The organism is Polyangium jinanense, assembly GCF_028435365.1.
On sequence record NZ_JAGTJJ010000002.1, the window covers coordinates 118,561 to 137,489 of the forward strand.

Annotated in this window: 14 protein-coding genes; 6 read left to right on the top strand and 8 right to left on the bottom strand. The window is 69.5% G+C overall.

Features of this window, described 5'->3' with window-relative positions:
- Window positions 1–161: 161 nt before the first annotated feature.
- Complete coding sequence (gene recD2, locus KEG57_RS05495) at window positions 162–2,486, bottom strand: SF1B family DNA helicase RecD2 (RefSeq protein WP_272458236.1); 2,325 nt, start codon at window positions 2,484–2,486, stop codon at window positions 162–164.
- Between the two features lie 81 nt (window positions 2,487–2,567).
- Between recD2 and KEG57_RS05500 the strand changes: the two genes are divergently transcribed.
- Both KEG57_RS05500 and KEG57_RS05505 read left to right on the top strand, forming a co-directional pair.
- Window positions 2,568–5,276, top strand: coding sequence for a M1 family aminopeptidase (locus tag KEG57_RS05500; RefSeq protein WP_272458237.1), 2,709 nt, complete (start codon window positions 2,568–2,570; stop codon window positions 5,274–5,276).
- Window positions 5,257–6,063 (top strand): SDR family NAD(P)-dependent oxidoreductase, encoded by an 807-nt coding sequence (locus KEG57_RS05505; RefSeq protein WP_272416977.1) that lies wholly within the window; start codon window positions 5,257–5,259, stop codon window positions 6,061–6,063. The genes KEG57_RS05500 and KEG57_RS05505 overlap by 20 nt, the downstream gene beginning before the upstream one ends.
- 9 nt (window positions 6,064–6,072) lie before the next feature.
- Here KEG57_RS05505 and KEG57_RS05510 read toward each other — a convergent pair whose 3' ends face one another.
- The 3 genes from KEG57_RS05510 to KEG57_RS05520 form a co-directional block, all read right to left on the bottom strand.
- Window positions 6,073–7,752, bottom strand: a complete 1,680-nt coding sequence (locus KEG57_RS05510) for an NHL repeat-containing protein (RefSeq protein WP_272458238.1) — start codon at window positions 7,750–7,752, stop codon at window positions 6,073–6,075.
- Between the two features lie 25 nt (window positions 7,753–7,777).
- A complete protein-coding gene (locus tag KEG57_RS05515; RefSeq protein ID WP_272416979.1) occupies window positions 7,778–9,421 on the bottom strand; it encodes a hypothetical protein in 1,644 nt (547 codons plus the stop codon).
- A gap of 80 nt (window positions 9,422–9,501) precedes the next feature.
- Complete coding sequence (locus tag KEG57_RS05520; RefSeq protein ID WP_272458239.1) at window positions 9,502–11,004, bottom strand: NHL repeat-containing protein; 1,503 nt, start codon at window positions 11,002–11,004, stop codon at window positions 9,502–9,504.
- A 105-nt stretch (window positions 11,005–11,109) separates the two neighbouring features.
- Between KEG57_RS05520 and KEG57_RS05525 the strand changes: the two genes are divergently transcribed.
- Entirely contained in the window at window positions 11,110–11,901 is a 792-nt protein-coding gene (locus tag KEG57_RS05525) for an enoyl-CoA hydratase-related protein (protein ID WP_272416981.1), read from the top strand.
- A gap of 3 nt (window positions 11,902–11,904) precedes the next feature.
- Here KEG57_RS05525 and KEG57_RS05530 read toward each other — a convergent pair whose 3' ends face one another.
- Window positions 11,905–13,005 carry an FAD:protein FMN transferase gene (locus tag KEG57_RS05530; RefSeq protein WP_272458240.1) on the bottom strand — a complete coding sequence of 367 codons (1,101 nt, stop codon included), beginning with the start codon at window positions 13,003–13,005 and terminating at the stop codon, window positions 11,905–11,907.
- On the bottom strand, window positions 13,002–14,048 hold the full coding sequence (locus KEG57_RS05535) for a class I SAM-dependent methyltransferase (protein ID WP_272416983.1): 1,047 nt from the start codon (window positions 14,046–14,048) through the stop codon (window positions 13,002–13,004). The genes KEG57_RS05530 and KEG57_RS05535 overlap by 4 nt, the downstream gene beginning before the upstream one ends.
- Before the next feature lie 82 nt (window positions 14,049–14,130).
- Between KEG57_RS05535 and KEG57_RS05540 the strand changes: the two genes are divergently transcribed.
- On the top strand, window positions 14,131–15,336 hold the full coding sequence (locus KEG57_RS05540; RefSeq protein ID WP_272416984.1) for a M20 family metallopeptidase: 1,206 nt from the start codon (window positions 14,131–14,133) through the stop codon (window positions 15,334–15,336).
- Window positions 15,337–15,338: 2 nt separating this feature from the next.
- Here KEG57_RS05540 and KEG57_RS05545 read toward each other — a convergent pair whose 3' ends face one another.
- Together KEG57_RS05545 and KEG57_RS05550 are read right to left on the bottom strand one after the other, a co-directional pair.
- Window positions 15,339–15,956, bottom strand: coding sequence for a hypothetical protein (locus tag KEG57_RS05545; protein WP_272416985.1), 618 nt, complete (start codon window positions 15,954–15,956; stop codon window positions 15,339–15,341).
- Between the two features lie 206 nt (window positions 15,957–16,162).
- Window positions 16,163–16,516, bottom strand: coding sequence for a hypothetical protein (locus tag KEG57_RS05550; protein WP_272416986.1), 354 nt, complete (start codon window positions 16,514–16,516; stop codon window positions 16,163–16,165).
- Window positions 16,517–16,610: 94 nt separating this feature from the next.
- Between KEG57_RS05550 and KEG57_RS05555 the strand changes: the two genes are divergently transcribed.
- Both KEG57_RS05555 and KEG57_RS05560 read left to right on the top strand, forming a co-directional pair.
- Window positions 16,611–18,080 (top strand): UDP-N-acetylmuramate--L-alanine ligase, encoded by a 1,470-nt coding sequence (locus KEG57_RS05555; protein ID WP_272416987.1) that lies wholly within the window; start codon window positions 16,611–16,613, stop codon window positions 18,078–18,080.
- On the top strand, window positions 18,077–18,919 hold the full coding sequence (locus KEG57_RS05560) for an inositol monophosphatase family protein (RefSeq protein ID WP_272416988.1): 843 nt from the start codon (window positions 18,077–18,079) through the stop codon (window positions 18,917–18,919). The genes KEG57_RS05555 and KEG57_RS05560 overlap by 4 nt, the downstream gene beginning before the upstream one ends.
- The last annotated feature ends 10 nt before the right edge of the window (window positions 18,920–18,929 follow it).

Below are 18,929 nucleotides of genomic sequence, written 5' to 3' on the forward strand. Positions count from 1 at the left end.
GCGCCTTGCGCCCGCGGTCGCCGCTCGACGGCGCTGTGGCGCGCATCGAACGGGAAGGAAAATGCCGTTGTTACGAGGGGCGGGCAGGCTAGCAGGATGCCCCCATCAGAGCAACGGCCGCCAAGGATCCGAGGCGTTTCGCTCACCTCGATACCGACAAGTCAGCCGCGGCGGAGTCGATACGAAAGGCCTGTCTGCCGCTCCTCGCGCCGCGTCTCGGAGAGCGCGAGGCTGAGCGCTCGCCCGTCCGTGACGAGCACGACGAGCCGCTTTCCGCGCGTGACGGCCGTGTAGAGCAGGTTCCGCGAGAGCATCACGAAATGCTGCGAGAGCAGCGTGATCACCACGGCCGGATACTCGCTGCCCTGGCTCTTGTGGATGCTCGTCGCGTAGGCGAGCACGAGCTCGTCGAGGTCGCTCTCTTCGTAGGCGACGTCCCGGCCGTCGAACGTGACCGTGAGCGTTCCGGCCTCGGCGTCGATCGCGCGGACGATGCCGACGTCGCCGTTGTAGACCTCGCGGTCGTAGTCGTTCTTGAGCTGCATGACCTTGTCGCCGAGGCGGAAGAGCTTGCCGCCTCGCGTGACCGAAGGACCGTCCGGGTTGAGCGTCCGCTGCAGCGTCTCGTTCAGCGTGATCGTGCCGACGGGGCCCTTGTTCATCGGCGAGAGGACCTGCACGTCGCGCACGGGATGCAGGCCGAAGCCACGCGGGATGCGCTCGGTGACGAGCTCGTGGATCGTGGCGGCGGCTTCCTCGGGGTTATTTCGTTGGAAGACAAAGAATTCGCCGCGCTTGTCGGTCGCGCCCTCGGGTTTTTCGCCGTCGTGGATGCGGTGCGCGTTCTGCACGATGAGGCTGCCCTCGGCCTGGCGGAAGATCTGCGAGAGGCGCACTGTCGGGATCGCGCCCGAGGCGATGACGTCGCGCAGGACCGCGCCAGGGCCGACGGACGGAAGCTGATCGACGTCGCCGACGAGCACGAGCCGGGCTCCATCGGAGACGGCCTGCGTGAGCGCGTCGCAGAGCGGCAGGTCGATCATCGAGGCCTCGTCCACGATGAGCACGTCGGCCTCGATCTCGCGGCCTTTCTTGCGGAGGAAGCCGCGCTCCTTCGGGTCGAACTCGAGCATGCGGTGGAGCGTGACGGCCTCGCGCCCCGTGGCCTCGCTCATGCGTTTGGCCGCGCGACCCGTGGGCGCGGCGAGGCGCACCGTGTGGCCCGCGAGGTCGAAGAGCGAGAGGATCGCCCGGACGATCGTGGTTTTTCCGACGCCGGGACCACCCGTGATGACGAGGATCTTGTTGCGGGCGGCTTGCTCGATCGCGTCGCGCTGCGCGGGCGCGAGGGCGACACGCGTGCGGGCCTCGAAGCTCTCGATCGCGGCTTGGGCCACGGCCTCCGGCGATTCGCCGCGGCGGCCCGAGAGAGGACGGCCGGGCGCGCGGAGGAGCGCGAGGAGGCGCGCGGCGAGGCGCGCTTCGGCTTCGTAGAGCGAGGATTCGTAGACGGCGACCTCGCCCGAGGGGAGCGTTTCGACACGCACGCGACCCGAGAGCGCGAGCACGTCGATGGCGCGATCGACGCCTTCCTCCTCGCGTTCGAGGATGAGCGTGGTGGCCGAGACGAGCGCGTTTCGCTCGGCATACACGTGCCCCTTGCCCGCGAGGTCGCTCAGCATCTGCATCACGCCGGCCTGCGCGCGCTCGGGTGCGTCCAGGGAAACTCCGATGGCACGCGCGATCTGGTCGGCCGTCTTGAACCCGACGCCCCACACGTCGAGCGCGAGTCGGTAGGGCGCGCGCTTGACGATCTCGATCGCGGAGGCGCCGAACCGCTTGTAGATGCGCGTCGCCAGCGCGACAGAGGCGCCGTGCTGCTGGAGGAAGATCATGATGTCGCGGATGACGCGCTGCGACGCCCAGGCCTTGGCCACGGCCTCGGCGCGTCGTGCGCCGAGCCCCGGCACCTCGCCGAGGCGCTCGGGCTCCTCGTCGAGCACACGCAGCGCATCCTCGCCGAACGTCTCGACGATCCGCTTGGCGAACACGGGCCCGACCCCTTGGACCATGCCCGAGCCGAGGTACTTTTCGAGGCCCTGCAAAGTCGAGGGCGCAATCTCGAGCAGCGTTTCGACGCGGAGCTGGTCGCCGTGGCGACCATCACGTTCGTAGCGGCCGGTGGCCCGGACGCGCGTGCCGGGGGCGACGGACTGGAAGCGGCCGACCCAGGGGAGAGGGGCCTCGTGGCCGTCGATCGCGACCTTCACGACCCGGAAGCCCGTCTGGTCGTTTTCGTACGTGACACGCACGACCTCGCCTTCGAGGGTCACGGTGCCGTCCTTCGAGGGAGCGGCCTTTTGCGCGGCGAAGAGCGTGTGCTGCGCGGGGCCTTGGGGCCCGGATCGCGGGCGTGACGCGGCCCCGGCCGGGCTTTTCGGGCCCGTCCCCCCGGCGAGCAGAGGCGTGCGTCCGCGGCGGTTCATGGGCGCGGGGCGAGGCTAGCGCGGTTTTCCCGCGGGGAGGGGCTTTGCTCGGCGAGTTTGTTGGGTAAGACTCGCCGCCCGATGAGCCTCGAGCACCGCCTCCACGACCGCTGCGCGTGCGGATCAGCGCTTTCGTCCTACGCCCACTCGTCCGCTTCCGCTGCTTCCGGGCGCCCGTTCGCGCTCGCCGGCGTGCAGCGCGTGTACGAACGGGCTCGGCCGTTTCAGGTCACGCACATCGCGCTCGACCTTCGCCTCGACGTGCCGAAGAAATCCGTCGCGGGCGAGGCGACGCTCGATGTCTCACGCATCGACGCGCGCGCGAAAGAACTCGCGCTCGACGCCGTCGGCTTCGACCTCCAAGCGGTCGAGCTGCGCGTGGGCGACGAGGGCAAGTTCGCCGCGGTGGAACACGTGTACGACGGGCAGACGCTCCGCGTGTCGGTCCCCGAAGCGGCCTCGCGCGTGACGGTGCGGGTGCGGTATTCGGCGACGCCGCGGCGCGGGCTCTACTTCCTCGCGCCGGACGAGCACGTGCGTGATCGGCCCGCGCAGGTCTGGTCGCAGTGCCAGGACGAGGACGCGCGGCACTTCTTTCCGTGCATCGACAAGCCGCACAACAAGCAGTCGACCTCGCTGCGCGTGACGGTGCCCGAGGGCTGGTTCGCGCTGTCGAACGGCACGCGCGAGAGCGACGAGGACGAGGAGCAACGCGGCGTCTACCGCTACCGGATGGACGACCCGCACCCGAGCTACTTGTTCACGCTCGTCGCGGGCGAGTTCGAGCGGATCGACGACGAGGCCGACGGCGTTCGTCTGCATTACTTCGTGCCCAAAGGAAAAACCGACGAGGGCAAGCGCACGTTCCGGCGGACGCCGGACATGGTGCGTCGCTTCGGCAAGCTCACGGGCGTCGCGTACCCGTGGAAGACGTACTCGCAGATCGTGGTGAGCGACTTCATCTTCGGCGGGATGGAGAACACGACCGCGACGACGATGTACGAGCACATCCTGCTCGACGAGCGCGCCGCGATCGACGTGACGGCCGACGACCTCATCGCGCACGAGCTCGCGCACCACTGGTTCGGCGACCTCGTGACGTGCCGCGACTGGTCCCACGCGTGGCTGAACGAGGGGTTTGCCACGTACATGGAGCACGTCGATCGCGAGGGCTACCTCGGCCGCGAAGAGTACGAGCACGGCGTGCGCGGCGACGTGGCGGCGTACCTGGGCGAGGCCGGTGGGCGCTATCGGCGTCCGATCGTGTGCCAGGACTACGAGGCGCCGATCGACATCTTCGATCGTCACCTCTACGAGAAGGGCGCGTGCGTTTTGCACATGCTGCGGCTCGAGCTCGGCGACGAGGCGTTCTGGCGCGGCATCAAGACGTACCTGGAGCGTCACGCGCGCGGGATCGTGGAGACGCGTGACCTCATGCGCGCGCTCGAAGAGGCGAGCGGCAAGAGCCTGGAGCGCTTCTTCGAGCAGTGGGTGTTCCGCGCAGGGCACCCGGAGCTCGAGGTGAAGCTCGATCACGACGGCGAGGCCCTGACCGTGTCGGTCAAGCAGGCCCAGGCCGCGAAAGAGAGCAAGGAGAAGGACAAGGACGACGCCGGGACGCACGTCTTCGCGCTCGACCTCGAGCTCGACATCTCCATCGACGGCGAGGTGCGGCGCGAGGTGCGGCGCGTGGAGTCGGCGACCGCGACGTTCACGATTCGCGTGCCGAAGCGGCCGGCGTTCGTCGTGGTGGATCCGGAGCTCCGGATCGTGGGCGACGTGCGGGTCGAGTGCCCGGCCGACATGCTGCGCGCGCAACTCGCGGGGGCAAAGACGGCGCGCGGCCGGCTGCTCGCCGCGAGCCTGATGGGCAAGCTCGACGATCCGGCGACGACACGCGCGCTCGGCGCGTCGCTCGCGAAGGAGGACGAGTTCTGGGGCGTGCGTGCGGAGGCGGCCTCGGCGCTCGGCGAGGTGCGCAGCGACGACGCGCTCACGCACCTCGTCGCCCACGCGCGGACGGGGCACGCGAAGGTGCGGCGCGCGGTCGCGGCGGCGCTCGGCAAGTTCCGCAAGGCGCAGGCCGCAGAGGCGCTGAAGAGCCTCGCGCTCCGGGACGCGAGTTACCTCGTGGAGGCGGAGGCCGCGCGCGCGCTCGGCGCGACCCGGCAGGGCGTCGCGTTCGACACGCTGATCGAGGTGCTCGATCGTCCCTCGTGGTCGGACATCGTCCGCGCGGGCGCGCTCGATGGGCTCGCGGCCCTGCGTGACGAGCGCGCGCAGGCGCACGTGCTCACGCGGACCCGATACGGGATCCCCACGCGCGGCCGGCGCGCGGCGATCATGGCGCTGCCGAAGCTCTCGACGGATCGAAAGGTGCGCGAGGCGCTGGAGGATCTGCTCGATCAGTCGGATCCGTACCTCAAGGTGGACGTGGTGCGCGCGCTCGTCGACATCGGCGACGCGAAGTCGCGCGGGCCGCTCTCGCGCCAGATCGATCGCGAGCTCGACGGTCGCGTGCGGCGGCGAATCCGCGAGGCGTTGCGGGACCTCGGCGGCGCGGGCAAACGCGAAGCCGAGCGGCTGCGCGAGGACCTGGAGACGCTGCGGAGCGAGCACGCCGACCTGAAGGCGCGCCTCGGCAAGCTCGAAGCGCTGCTCGCGCCGAAGGAGGCCACGAGCAAGCCGAACGGCATCCTCCACGTGCGCGACACGGAGAAACCCGAGGCCGAGAAGGAGTCGGGCGACAAGGGCAAGAAGAGGAAGAAGGATGAACGAGCTTCGCGGTAAGACGGCGCTCGTCACCGGCGCGTCCGCGGGGATCGGCCGCGAGCTCGCGCGTGTGCTCGGACGTGAGGTCGCGGCCTTGGTGCTGGTCGCGCGCAGGCGTGAGCGGCTCGACGAGCTCGCGCGTGAGCTCACGGCCGCGCGGCCGGGCCTGCGTGTGCTCGTGCGCGCGGTCGATCTGCTCGACAGGAAGGCGCTCGGCGCGATGCTCGACGACCTCGCGCAGGCGGGCGAGGTGATCGACGTGCTCGTGAACAACGCGGGCTTCGGCGACTACGGTCTGCTCGAGAAGCGCGACTGGGAGAAGATCGAGCGGATGCTCGAGCTCAACGTCGTGAGCACGACGATGCTGCTCGCGCGGCTCGTGCCGCCGATGGTGGCGCGTGGGTCCGGCGCGATCCTGAACGTCGGATCGATCGCGGGGATCCTGCCGTCGCCCGCGATGAGCACGTACGCGGCGAGCAAGGCGTACGTGAACCACCTGAGCGAGGGCCTGCGCGCGGAGCTTTCGGGGACGGGCGTGTCGGTGACGGTGGTTTGTCCGGGTCCGGTGCCGACGGAGTTCCAGGAGGTCGCGGGGAGCGACGTGCGGCCGGAGCTGCCGAAAGCGGTGTACGTGGACGCGGTGACGTGCGCGGAGGAGGCGGTCCTGGGGCTCAAGCGCGGGCAAGCGCGCGTCATCCCGGGCGTCGTGCCGCGGGCGATGGCGATGACGGTGGACGCGCTGCCGAAGGCGCTCGTGAGGCCGTTTCTGTCGAAGATGGGGAAGAAGGCGCGCGGAGGCCGGTAGCCGCGTCGCTCAGGGCAAGAAGCGACCGAGGAACGCGTCGCCGGACTTGCCGTCGAACGCACCGACAAGCGCCTTTTCGATCAAGAACGGGGCGTGGTGCTGACCACCGACGATCAGATCGCCCGTCGGCAAGAGCGCGAGCGCAAGCACCGAGTTCGGCGCGTCGTTGTCCTTGCTTCCACCACTCAAGAGGACACGCGACGAGACGTGCGCGCCGTCGGCGCCACCGAGCTTCGCGAAAAACACGTCGCCGGCATCCATGGCCATGAGGGGCCCGCCGCCGAAGTCCATGCCGCCCCGGAACGTGCCGGCGAGCGCGAGCTGATCGGCCGTGCCCACGGCGATGTTTGCCTGCTCCACGAACGACGTCGCGTCGCCGATCGCCTTCGCCCAGACGACGCTGTCTCCGGTGCTCGCGATGCGCGTCACGTAGAGCGCGCGCGCCCCATCCGCGGCTGTTTGCAGTTGCTGTCCGAAGACGTCGAGGGCGCCCTCGAACGTGCCCGTGAGGAAGACGTCGCCGTTCGACGCAATCGCCACGTCGAACGCTTGCTGTGCCATCGGGTCGCCCCATCCACGGGCCCAGATCGCGTTGAGGCTCGGATTGAACTGCGCGGCGAAGACGTCGAAACCACCCTTGCTCGTGAACGGGGTGCCGGCGATCAACTCGAGACCACTGGCGAAGTTGCCGGTGATCACGATGTGATCCGTGTCGGTGACGGCGATCGCGCGGAGATCGTCGGCTCCCTGTCCACCCATGCGTCGTGATCCCGCGTGGAAGCCGGTCTCGTCGAACTTCGCGAGGAACATGTCGTCGACGCCGACGGACGTGAACTCGGTTCCCCCGAAGTTGATGGTGCTGGCGAAGTTGCCCGCCACGACCACCTGGTTCGCGTTGGTCACCGCGATCGACGTCACCTCTTGCGAGGCTGTGTCACCGAAGAGCTTGCTCCACACATGGTCGCCGTTCGCGTCGAACTTCGCGACGAACGCGTCGTCCGAGCCCTTGCTCGTCAGCACGCCGCCGCCGAAGTCCACCGCGCCGAGCACGCGTCCGCCGACGTAGATCGCGCCGCTCTTGTCGATGGCGATGGCGTTCGCTTGTTGCAGGGCGGAGTCGCCGAAGCGTTTGGCCCAGACGACCTCGCCCTTCGGCGTGAGCTTCGCGAGGAGGATGTCGAGGCTGCCCGTGCTCGCGAGAGGGCCGCCGCCGAGATCGATCGTCCCGCCGAACCCGCCCACGATGACGATGTTGCCGTCGGGGGCGATCGCGACGTCCGAGATCAGCTGCATGGAGAGCGACTCACCGTACGTCTTCAGCCAGCCGTTTCCGAGTGGCGGGCATTCGAGCGCATCGGCGCCGTTGCACGCTTCATCCTCGGTCGTCAGGCAGTCCTCGGGCTGCGGCAGCACTTCGCCGCCGCACTCGCCGAAGCCCGTGCCGTTCGGCAGGCAAACCTGGATGCCCGGCTTGCACGTGCCGACGTCCTCGGTGCCGGGCGGGCCGCTGTAACAGGAGCGTTGCTCGTCGGGCGTGCACACGATGCCGCCGCCGCTGCCGCCCCCGCCGGCCGCGCCGCCCGTGCCCGAGGTCGAGGTGTCGAACGCGCGCTCCTCCGGCGAGCACGCCACGAGCGCCATCACGCCGAGCGAGGTGACGCCGGCGAGGGTGAACGAAAAGCGTTTCATTGCTTCGAACATGAAAGGATTTCCTTCAGGGCAAGAGACGCGCGAGGAACAGGAGCCCTTGCTGGGCGTTGTCCGGCGAGAGCGGGCCTCCGCCGAAATCGATCGACCCGTAGCTCAGGCCCGCGAGGATCGGATCGCCGGTCGGCATGACCCCGAGCGCGAGCACGCCGGCCGCCATGTCGGTCGTGTAGGTGCGCGAGCGCCGGTGGGTTCCGTCGAACTCGAGCTGCGCGACGAAGGGGCTCACCTGCGTGTTCGAGGTCAGCGGTCCGCCGCCGAAGTCGACCGTATCGCTGAACCAACCCGCGGTCACGATGCGGCCGTTCGCCACGCCGAGCCACATGCCCCAGTCGGAGATGGAGTTCGGTCCGCCCACGATCTTGCTCCACGCGAGCGCGCCGTCCGACGCGAGCTTCACGAGGTACGCGTTCGTCGCCATGGGCGCGGCTTCGAGCTTCGAGCCGTCGTCGAAGCTGATGACGCCCCCCATGCGCCCCGAGAGGACGAGCTCGTCGTTCGGCGTGACCGCGATGCCGAGGGCCTCTTGATCGGCGGCGTCGCCCCAGTGCTTCCCCCAGATGGGGTTGCCGTTCGGCTGGAGCTTGAGCGTGAACACGTCGTCGTTGCCGGCGCTCGTGAACATGCCCGCGACGCCGAAATCGACCGATCCGCTGAAGTGGCCGGCGAGGATGATGTTGCCCATCGTGTCGACCGCGAGGTTCACGATCTCCTCGAAGCCCGCGCCTCCGTAACGGCGCGACATCGAGTGAAAGCCCGAGCCATCGAGCCGCGCGACGAACAGGTCCGTGTCCACCGGGGCCGTGAGCGCGGAGCCGCCGAGGTTGATCGTGCCCTGGAACTCACCGCCGACGACGACCTGCCCGGCCGGCGTGAGCGCGAGAGCCGTCGCGCTTTGCGAGCTCGTGTCGCCGAAGAGCTTGGCCCACTCGACCTCGCCGCTCGGCTTGAACTTCGCGACGAGCGCGTCGCTGCTGCCCTCGCTCGTGAGCGTCCCATTGCCGAGATCGATCGCGCCGGAGACCGAGCCCGCGAGGTAGATCATGCCCGTGGCGTCGATCGCCACGCCGGCGCTCGTCTGCGACGAGGCGTCGCCGAAGCGCTTGCTCCACTGGTGCGTGCCATCGGCGCTGAACTTCGCGAGCAGGATGTCGGCGCCGCCCGTGGTCGCGAGCGGTCCGCCGCCGAGATCGAGCGTGCCACGAAGCTCGCCCGTGATGACGATGTCGTGCGTCTTCGGGTCGACCGCGATGGCGCGGATGAAGATCTCTTCGGCCGTGGAAAAACCCTTGCTCCACGCGAGATCGAGCGGCGGGCATTCGGCCGGATCCTCGCCGTTGCACGCCTCGTCCTCGGGCGTGAGGCAGTTCTCGGCTTGCGGCAGGATCTCACCGGAGCACTCGCCGAAGCCCGTGCCGTTCGGCAGGCAAATCTGGACGCCCTTCTTGCAGGCGCCGATGTCCTCGGTGCCGGGAGGTCCGGTGTAGCAGGCCCGCTCTTCGTTCTCCGCGCAGCCCATGCCGCCGCCCGTTCCGCTCGAGCTCGTCGTGTCGCCGAAGTCGCGCGCTTCCGGTGTACACGCGGCCGCTCCGACGGCGATGATCGAGGCCGCGCCGATCAAGGCGCCGAGGTGCCGCAAAGACCAAGCCAAACCCCTATGGATCCTGCCTATCATCGATCCGAGCATGCCATGGATCGACGCGCCTCGGATCAGCTGCGTGGGGCCCGTTTTCAGGGGGAGAGGCGTGCCAGAAACCCGCTCGCATCGACCGTGCTCGTGGTCGTGAACGCGCCGCCGCCGAAGTCGATCGAGCCCGCGTACGCGCCGCCGATCACGACATCTCCCTGCGGGCCGAGGTCGAGGGTGAGCGCGCCGTCGGGGCCCGGACCGCCGAAACTGCGCGAGCCGAGGTGCGCGCCGTCCAGCGTGAAGCGCGCGAGGAACACGTCGACGTTCTCCACCGCGGAGAGAGGCCCGCCGCCGAAGTCGATGCTGTCGTCGAAGAGACCCGCGGCGAAGATGCTCTCCGAGGTCGGATCCACGCGGAGCGAGACGCCGAAGGTGCCGGAGCCCTTGCCGCCGAACATCTGGCCCCAGACGATCTTGCCGGTCGACGAGTAGCGCGCGAGGAAGAGGCCGCGGTCGCCCTTCGCGTAGAGCACGGGGCCGTCGAGGTACAACGTGCCCGCGGCTTCACCCGCGACGATCACATCGCCGTTCGGCAACGCCGCGATCGCGAGCCCGCGTTGTGACCCGGTGTCGCCCGCGCGACGCGCCCAGAGGCCGGTGCCGTTCGCGGAGAGCTTGGCGAGGAAGACATCGTGGCCGCCGATGCTCGTGAGCATGTCGCCGGCGACGGGGCCGAAGTCCATCGTGGTGTCGAACGTGCCCGTGATGAACAGCGATCCCGTGGGGTCGACGGCGAGCCCGCCGAGCTCGTCGAAGCCCGTGCCGCCGAAGCGCCGCGAGAAGAGGTGCGTGCCCTCGGCGTCGAGCTCGGCCACGTAGATGTCGCTCGACCCCGCGGAGACGAGGTCCGATCCACCGAAATTGATCGTGCCGGAGGAGGTGCCGCCAAGGACGATGCGCCCGGACGGGGTGATAACGATCCGCTTGATGCGCTGGGCGTTCGCGTCACCGAAGCGTTTGGCCCAGGCGAGGTTGCCCTGCGCGTCGAGCTTCGCGACGAACGCGTCGTCGCTACCCGCGCTCGTCAGGACCTGTCCGTCGCCGAAGTCCGTGGTGCCTCGGATCGCGCCGCCGACGTAGATCGATCCGGCGGGATCGATGGCGACCGCGGTGGCCTCCTGGATCGCGGCGTCGCCGAAGCGCTTGCTCCATTGGGGTTCGCCGAGCGGGCCGAAGCGCGCGACGAAGAGGTCCTTTTCCCCTGCGCTCACGAGCGGTCCGCCGCCGAAGTCGACGACGCCGCGGAACGATCCGACGGCCACGACGTCGCCCGTCGCCGGATCGATCGCGACGCTCTCGATCGACTGCATGTCCGTCTCGCCGAAGCTCTTGCTCCACACGTGCTTGAACGCAGGCACAGGGATCGGTCCGCCGCCTTCGCCGCCCGTACCCCCCGCGCCGCCCACGCCACCGGATCCGCCCGATCCGCCAGCGCCGCCCGATCCGCCCGTCCCGCTCGTCACGCCGGGCCCTACGTCGGGCGAGCACGCTGCCGCACACGCCATCACCAGGCCGAGCAGCCCGATCCACGCGCCGTTTCGCATTTCAAGCCGCCTCGTACCCGTTTGCCGTTTCATGTCGCAAGGCATGAGCATCGCACAACGACGAGCCTCTTTGCGCGCGCCTCCGCCTTCGCTACGCACGGGCGCATGTCCGATCAATCCTCCCCCGTGAAAGTCGAGCGTCGCGGCGCCGTCGGCGTCCTCGTGATCGACCGCGCCGATCGTCGCAACGCGCTCTCGCGCGACACCCTCTACGCCCTCGGCCGCCTCGGCAGGGAGCTCGTGAGCGATCCGTCGGTCCGCGCCATCGTGCTCACCGGCGCGGGCGACAAGGCCTTCTGCGCGGGTGCCGATCTGAAGGAGCGTCAGGGCATGAGCCCCGACGACGTGCGCAAGCAGGTCGGCCTCTACCGCAGCGAGCTCGGGGTGCTCGATCGAAGCGAGAAGCCGGTGATCGCGGCGATCAACGGCGTCGCCTTCGGCGGCGGGCTCGAGCTCGCGCTGATCTGCGACCTGCGCGTCGCGGCGCCGCACGCCGAGCTCGCGCTCCCCGAGACCACGCTCGGCATCATCCCCGGCGCGGGCGGCACGCAGAGGCTGCCGCGTGTCGTGGGGGACGCGCGCGCCAAGGAGATGATCTTGCTCGGCCGGAAGCTCGGGGCGGCCGAGGCGCTCGCGTGGGGGCTCGTGAACCGCGTCTCGCCCGAGGGCACGAACGTCCTCGACGACACGATCGCCTGGATCGAGCCCATCGCGAACGGCGCTCCGATCGCGCAGAGCGCCGCGCTCCGGGCGATCGACACGTCCTACGAGGTACCGCTCGAGCTCGGCCTCGAGCTCGAACGTGTCTACTACGACGAGACGTTGCGCAGCGAGGATCGGCTCGAAGCACTGCGTGCGTTCGCCGAGAAGCGCAAGCCCGCCTTCCGCGGCGTGTAGCGGCTACACCCCATCCGTTGGATCTCGAAGCATCTGGATCTTGCTCTCCAGCCGCTTCGAGACCCACACCTTGTTGTGCTCGTCCACGACGACCGCGCCGCAGTCGTCGAGCTCCTCGCAGATCGACAGACCCTTGTCCGGGCCGAGGATGAAGATCGCGTCGTCGATCCCGTCGGCGGTGAAGGCGTCCTTGGCCCACACGGTCACGCTTCGGCTCTTCATCGCGGGGTAGCCCGTGCGTGGATCGATGATGTGGTGCCAGCGCTTGCCGTCCTTCACGAAGGCGCGCTCGTAGTCGCCGGCCGTCGAGAAGGCGTGGTCGGTGACGTCGATCATCGCGAAGTAGTCGTTCGGCCCCTGCCCGCGTGGATCGCGCACGCCGACGCGGTACGGCGAGCCGTCGGGCTTCTTGCCGCGCACGTACAGATCGCCGCCGGCCTGCACGTAGAACGACGCGAGTCCTTCGGCGGCGAGCACCTTCGCCGCGGCGTCGACGGCGTAGCCTTTGGCGATGCCGCCGAGGCTCACGCGCATGCCGGGCTTGCTCAGCATCACGCGGTGTGCGTCGTGGTCGAGCTTGATCTTGCGGTAATCGATGAGCGCGCGGGCCTTGTCGATGTCGGCCTTCGAGGGCACCTCCTCGACCTTGTTCTCGTCGAAGCGCCAGAGATCACGCATCGCCTCGAACGAGATGTCGAAGACGCCCTCCGATCGCTCGGCGACGGAGATGCTCTTCTTGATCACGTCGAACGTCTCGGGCCCGACGGCGACGGCCTGCTTGCCCGCGGCCTGGTTGATGCGCGAGATCTCGCTGTCGTCGCGCCACGTCGTCATGAGCCGCTCGAGCCTGCGGATCTCGGCGAGCGCCTTGTCGAGCTTCGACCGGATCGCCGCCTCGTCGAGCTCGCGCGTGGTGTACGTCGTGATCACGACGTGTGTGCCCATCGCCTTGTCGTCGAGCGTCACCTTCTTTGGATCGAACGGCGGCGGGCGCGGCGGAGCCGACGAGGATCGCGCCTCGGGCGTGGGCTCGGGCGGCGAGGACGTGTTGCACGCCGCGAGGGCGAGCGCGCCGAGGAGGAAAACGTGGCTCGTTCGCATCATGGCTCCCGCGTGATCCGCACGTAGACGTGCGACGGCGGGGCGATGCCCGTCTCCACGCGCACCTTGGGCATCCCCGGCGCGAGCGCCGCGACGAGCGCGAGCTCCTCCTCGTAGAACATGCGTCGGATCGAGGTCACGGCGTCGTAGTAGAACGTGTACGTCCGACCGTACAGGGCTCCGACGAGCGCCACGAGCCCGAGCGTGGTGAAGCTCCGCTCCCCGTCGATGAAACACGCGCCCACACGCGCGCGCCGCGCCGCCTCGCTCATCATCCGCGCGATCATTCCCGGCGGGAAATGGTGGATCGCCTGGGTGCAAGTGATCACATCCACACCCCGCTCCTCGAGCCCACCGAGCGCGAGCGCATCCTCGACCGAAAACCGCACCGAGAGCCCCCGCGCGGCCGCCTGCGCGCGCCCGAGCGCGAGGTACTCCTCCCGCAGATCACTCGCCTCGATCGCGACCCGATCCCCGAACCGCTCGGCGAGGTACAGCGAGAGCCCGCCGTGCCCCGCCGCCACGTCGTGCACGATCGGCCGCTTTCCCTCCGCGCTCGCCGCCTCCACGAGCGGATCGATCGCGGCCATCACCGTCGCGTAGATCCCGGTGCAGTGGTTGAACCGATCGAGCACGTCGAGCGCGTGGGTCCGCTCGTCCTCCGGGAAGCTCGGATCATCCATGAGCTCCGGTCGATCGCGATAGAGACGCGCGTCCACCGCATGGAGCAGCTCCGTGAGCCGCGAGCCTCCGTCTCCGTCGAGATCCATCGGCCGCTCTGCGCGCATCGTCGTCACGGCCTCGGCGACGAGCGTATCGAAGCGCTCGATCGCCGCGCCGTCGCCTTGGAGCACGGCGCTTTCGAGCGGGGCGATCGCGGGCGCGAATCGCTCGATCGTGCGGCGCATGGCTTTGTTGCGGTGCAGCGCGAGCGCGCCGCGAAGCGGCCCACGCACGTCGTGGCGACTCAGCTTGCGCATCACCGCTTCGAGGGCTGGATCGACGTGGCGGCGGAGGACCTCGGACAGCATCGAGGCGCGGGGCATGGAGGCGAGCTTAACGTATCCCGGCGCGACGTCGCGTCACGGGCGCCCCGCGCGAGAGGGCTGTATGCTGCACGATCGACCCATGCAGACGACGTCCGTCGATCGACCTCACAGGGAAGCCATCCTCGCGGCCGCTCGTGCCGTCGCGCCGATCGTCCGCGACGTCGCGTCGCGGATCTTCGCGCACCCAGAGCTACGGTTCGAAGAGACGCGCGCCGCGGGCTGGATCTGCGACGCCATCGAGGCCGAGGGTGTCGCCGTCGAACGTGGCACGGGAGGCCTCGCCACGGCCTTCCGCGCGCGCCTCGGCGACGGCGCGGGCCCGCGTGTCGCGATCCTCGCCGAGTACGACGCGCTCCCCGAGATGGGCCATGCGTGTGGCCACAACCTGATCGCCGGTGGCGCGCTCGGCGCGTTCCTCGCGATTGCGCGGGCGCGGCCGTCCTTCGCGGGCACGATCGAGATCATCGGTACGCCTGCGGAAGAGGGCGGCGGCGGCAAGATCCGCCTGCTCCAGGCCGGCGTGTTCGAGGGCGTCACGGCCGCGCTCATGTTTCACCCGTACGATTGCGACCTGCTCGCGCCGACGTCCCTCGCGAGCTACTGGCTCTCGCTTCGCTTCAAGGGGGTGCCTTCGCACGCGGCGATGGCTCCGTGGGAAGGCAAGAGCGCGCTCGCGGCGGCGCTCGGAACGATGCACCTCGTCGACGCGCAACGCGTGCAACTGCGGGACGGCACGCGCGTGCACGGCGTCGTCGTCGAGGGCGGCCAGGCGGTCAACATCATCCCGGAGCGCGCCGTGGTGGACTTCGCGGTGCGCGCGTCGTCGTTCGCCGAGCTCTCGATGGTGCGCGCGCTCGTCGAGCGATGTGCGCGCGGCGCGGCGATCGCGTGTGGTGTGGAGGTCGAGATCGAGGTGCGGGGCGGCTACAAGGACCTGCGCCCGAACATCCCGCTCGCGCGCCGCTTCGGCGAGCACCTCGCCGCGCTCGGCAGGCCTGCGCGCTTGGTCGACCCCGTACGCAGCATGGGCTCGACGGACATGGGCGACGTCTCGCACGTGATCCCATCGATTCACCCGCTGCTCGCGATCTGCGACGAGGGCGAGACGATGTGCCACGAGCACCCGTTCGCGCGATACGCGGACAGCGATCGAGGCGCGGATGCGATGATGGCGGCGGCGCAGGCGATGGCGCTCACGGCGCTCGACATCCTCGCGGACGCACCCTTGCGGGCGGCGATGACGTCTTATTTCGAGGGGAAGTTCGAGGGGAAGAACGGGCAGTAACGTCAGGCCGCGGGCGCGCGTTTGCTGTCGACCCCGGCGGCTTGCAGATCGTCGAGCATGCCCGTCGTGCCTTCGAGCGGGATGGCGCGGGCGAGGGCCACGCGCTCGAGCATCATCGCGAGCTCCAGCATGTTGCTCACGGGCGGCAGAAGCGCGCTCGTCCCGTCCCAGAGATCGAGCCCGATGCTGCCGCGCAGAACCGGTAGCTCCTGCCCCTTCTGGTCGGTCTTCGGGATGCGCACCTTGTCGATCTGCGACCAGCTCCAGCGCCGCACCCGCGGCACCCCGAACGAGAGCAGCTCGCGCAGCACGATGCCCTCCGGGTTCACCACCACGCCGCGCATTTGGTCACGCAAAACCCCGGCGATGGCGCTGCAGAACAGGATGATCGCGCACACGCTCGCGGGCATGATGCGATGGCGATCGTCCTCGACGACGTACTTGAAGAGCCAGCTATTCGTCGGGGCGTGCTGCCCGTAGACGATCGCGCCCGAGATGATCAGCGCGAACGCGAGGTAGGCGAGCCAGGGAAGGCGTTCCTTCAGCGGCGGCCCGAACGACACGGTGCTGTCCGGGCGATACGTCATGTCGAAGCCGGGAGGACGAGAAGGTCGCGCCATGCCCGCAGTCTACACGAGCCCGGCGCGAACCTTGGATCCGGCTAGAGCATCGACCGGTTCGATGCTTGGAAGATCGCGAAGCGATCTTCCCTCGGGGGGTGAATCGTCCGGGCTTTGCCCGGACGAGAGGGGGACGCGAGGCGTCCCCCTCGGGACAAAAGAGCTAGGACATCGAGCGGTTGCAAACCGATCGATGTCCTAGCGACTCACTGGCACTCCGAGGCCTTCGTCGGATTCGCGCGGAAATATTCGAGGCACCACGGGCTCAGCGCCGCGGTGAAGTCCGCGCACGGGATCTGGTCCGGCGCCGTGCCCGAGCGATCCGTCGCCAACGCTTCTTTGCAGGAGGCGCAGCACTTCTGCTTCAGGTCGGCTTCGCCCGCGGGCTTCGCGCCCTCGCCCTCTTCGGGTTTCGCCGCCGTCTCCTCGCCGGCCATGTCCTGGCCGCCCGTGTCCTTGTCGACGTCCGGCACCTCTGCCTGCTTGGGCTGGCTACACGCCGCGATGAGCAGGGATCCCGCGAAGAACAAGCCGACGAGCGCGCTCGAAACCTTCTTCATGGATCCGGCTTTATCGGAAGCCTGACCGGGAATCAAACGTGGTGTTCGTCGCGGCGCTTTGAGCGTGGCGCCCTCCTATAGCAAACTCGCCGCCATGCACGTGCACCTCGTGGGCGTCGCAGGGACGGGGATGGGCGCGCTCGCCGGGCTGTTCAAGGCCAGCGGGCACGACGTCTCCGGCTCCGACGTCGCCTTCTATCCTCCCATGGGCCCCGCCCTCGAACGCTGGGGCATCCGGCTCATGGAGGGCTTCGACCCGAAGCACCTCGAACCCCGCCCCGATCTCGTCGTCATCGGAAACGTTTGCCGTCCAACGAACCCCGAGGCGCGCGCCGCCCTCGACAGTGGCGTTCCGACGAAGAGCATGCCCCATGCGCTCGCCGAGCTCCTGCTCGCGCATCGCTCCCCGCTCGTCGTCGGCGGCACTCACGGCAAGACCACGACGAGCGCCCTCTGCGCGTGGCTCCTTCACGAAGCCGGACGCGACCCGGGCTTCCTCATCGGCGGCTTGCCCAAGAACTTCGACGCGAGCTTCCGCGTCCCCGGCGACGTGGCCCGCGGCGGCCGTTTGCCACTCGTCACGGGCGAAGGCATGTCGCGCAGGAAGACGCCGTTCGTCGTCGAGGGCGACGAGTACGACACGGCCTTCTTCGAGAAGACCCCCAAGTTCTGGCACTACCGGCCCGAGGTCGCGATCCTCACGTCGATCGAGCACGACCACATCGACATCTACCCGGACGAAGCTTCCTACCTCGCGGCCTTCCGCGGCTTCGTCGAGCGTGTCCCCGAGAGCGGCCTCATCGTCGCGGCCGCGGCCGATCCGCGCGTCGTCGACGTCGTCCGCGCCTCGGCCCGCGCCGAGGTCGCGTGGTTCGCCCTCGAAGGCGACGACACCCATGGACAGCCGCCGCACTGGCTCGCCGCGCCTGCCGAGGTCGACGAGAACGGCCAGTCGTTCGACCTCTACGCCGGTGGTGTTTACGCGGGCCGCGCCGCGCTCACGATCCCCGGCCGCCACAACATCCGCAACGCGCTCGCCGCCGCCGCCGCCGTTGCCCAGGGCTTCGGCGTACCGCTCTCCACGGTCCTCTCGGCGCTCGCGACCTTCCAGGGCGTTCGCCGCCGGCAGGATCTCCTCTACGAAGTGCGCGGCGTCCGCGTCTACGACGACTTCGCGCACCACCCGACCGCCGTCGACGAGACCCTGCGCGCGCTCCGCGCCCGCCACACGAGGGGCGCGCTTTACGCCGTGTTCGAGCCGCGCAGCGCGACAGCCTGCCGTGCTCTCCACCAGGAGCAGTATGCGAGCTCGTTCGACGCGGCTGACGTCATCGTCCTCGCTCCGCTCGGCCGTCCCGAGATCCCCGAGGCCGAGCGGCTCGATCTTCGCGCGCTCGCGACGGCGCTCGAAGCGCGGGGCAAGCGCGCTCTCACGCCTGCGTCCGTCGACGAGATCGTCACGCTCCTCGCGCGGGATGCGCGGGCGGGCGACACCATCGCGCTGCTCTCGAACGGCGCGTTCGGCGGCATTTACGACAAGCTACGGGGAGCGCTCGCGCCATGAAGAGCACGACGACGGGCGAGCGCGCGCAGTTTGCCGCCATCGCGCAGCTCGTGGCCGAGGAGGCGGGCGCGCTCGTGAGCGCCGGCTTCCGTTCGCGCCCGCCCGTCGAGTCGAAGGGTCCTTCCGACCTCGTCACCGAGTACGACCGCGCGAGCGAGGACATGATCGCGATGCGCCTCGGCTCGCTCGCCCCCGGCATCCCCGTCGTGGGCGAGGAGCGCGGCGACGGCTTCGCGCCGATGGCCCTGCGCAGCGGCCTCGTCTGGTACGTCGACCCGCTCGACGGCACGACGAACTTCGTGCACGGACACCCGTTCTGGAGCATCTCCGTCGGCCTCTTCGACGGCGACGAGCCGATCGCGGGCGCGGTCGTGGCGCCTGCGCTCGGCCTTCGCTGGAGTGGGTGGGTGGGCGAGCCCGTGAGCGTCTCGGGCCGGCCGGGCCGGCATGGCGAGGCGCGGCGCAACGGTCAGCGATGTGGCGTGAGCCCGACGATGCGGCTCGAGGACGCGCTCGTCGCGACGGGCTTTCCGCCGATCCGCAACGTCGCGCCTGCGAACAACTTTCACTCGTTCATGAGCGTGAAGCACGTGGTGCAGGGCGTGCGCCGTTGCGGCAGCGCGGCGATCGACCTGTGCATGGTCGCGGACGGGACGTACGACGGTTACTGGGAGCGGAAGCTCAACATCTGGGACGTCGCGGCGGGCTGCGCGATGGTGCTGGCGGCGCGGGGAAGGATCACGTCGCTGGAGGGCGGGGTGCCGAACTATCACGAGGGGCACATCGCCGTTTCGAATGGGCACCTGCACGACGCGTTGGTCGAGGCGATCAACGCGTAGAGGCTGCGTC

Excerpts from the sequence above, each read along its gene's own strand:
- recD2 (WP_272458236.1), bottom strand. The coding sequence starts at position 2,486 with ATGAACCGCCGCGGACGCACGCCTCTGCTCGCCGGGGGGACGGGCCCG.
- KEG57_RS05540 (WP_272416984.1), top strand. The coding sequence starts at position 14,131 with ATGCAGACGACGTCCGTCGATCGACCTCACAGGGAAGCCATCCTCGCG.
- KEG57_RS05555 (WP_272416987.1), top strand. The coding sequence starts at position 16,611 with ATGCACGTGCACCTCGTGGGCGTCGCAGGGACGGGGATGGGCGCGCTC.
- KEG57_RS05550 (WP_272416986.1), bottom strand. The coding sequence starts at position 16,516 with ATGAAGAAGGTTTCGAGCGCGCTCGTCGGCTTGTTCTTCGCGGGATCC.
- KEG57_RS05545 (WP_272416985.1), bottom strand. The coding sequence starts at position 15,956 with ATGGCGCGACCTTCTCGTCCTCCCGGCTTCGACATGACGTATCGCCCG.
- KEG57_RS05500 (WP_272458237.1), top strand. The coding sequence starts at position 2,568 with ATGAGCCTCGAGCACCGCCTCCACGACCGCTGCGCGTGCGGATCAGCG.
- KEG57_RS05510 (WP_272458238.1), bottom strand. The coding sequence starts at position 7,752 with ATGAAACGCTTTTCGTTCACCCTCGCCGGCGTCACCTCGCTCGGCGTG.
- KEG57_RS05525 (WP_272416981.1), top strand. The coding sequence starts at position 11,110 with ATGTCCGATCAATCCTCCCCCGTGAAAGTCGAGCGTCGCGGCGCCGTC.
- KEG57_RS05530 (WP_272458240.1), bottom strand. The coding sequence starts at position 13,005 with ATGATGCGAACGAGCCACGTTTTCCTCCTCGGCGCGCTCGCCCTCGCG.
- KEG57_RS05535 (WP_272416983.1), bottom strand. The coding sequence starts at position 14,048 with ATGCCCCGCGCCTCGATGCTGTCCGAGGTCCTCCGCCGCCACGTCGAT.
- KEG57_RS05520 (WP_272458239.1), bottom strand. The coding sequence starts at position 11,004 with ATGCGAAACGGCGCGTGGATCGGGCTGCTCGGCCTGGTGATGGCGTGT.
- KEG57_RS05560 (WP_272416988.1), top strand. The coding sequence starts at position 18,077 with ATGAAGAGCACGACGACGGGCGAGCGCGCGCAGTTTGCCGCCATCGCG.
- KEG57_RS05505 (WP_272416977.1), top strand. The coding sequence starts at position 5,257 with ATGAACGAGCTTCGCGGTAAGACGGCGCTCGTCACCGGCGCGTCCGCG.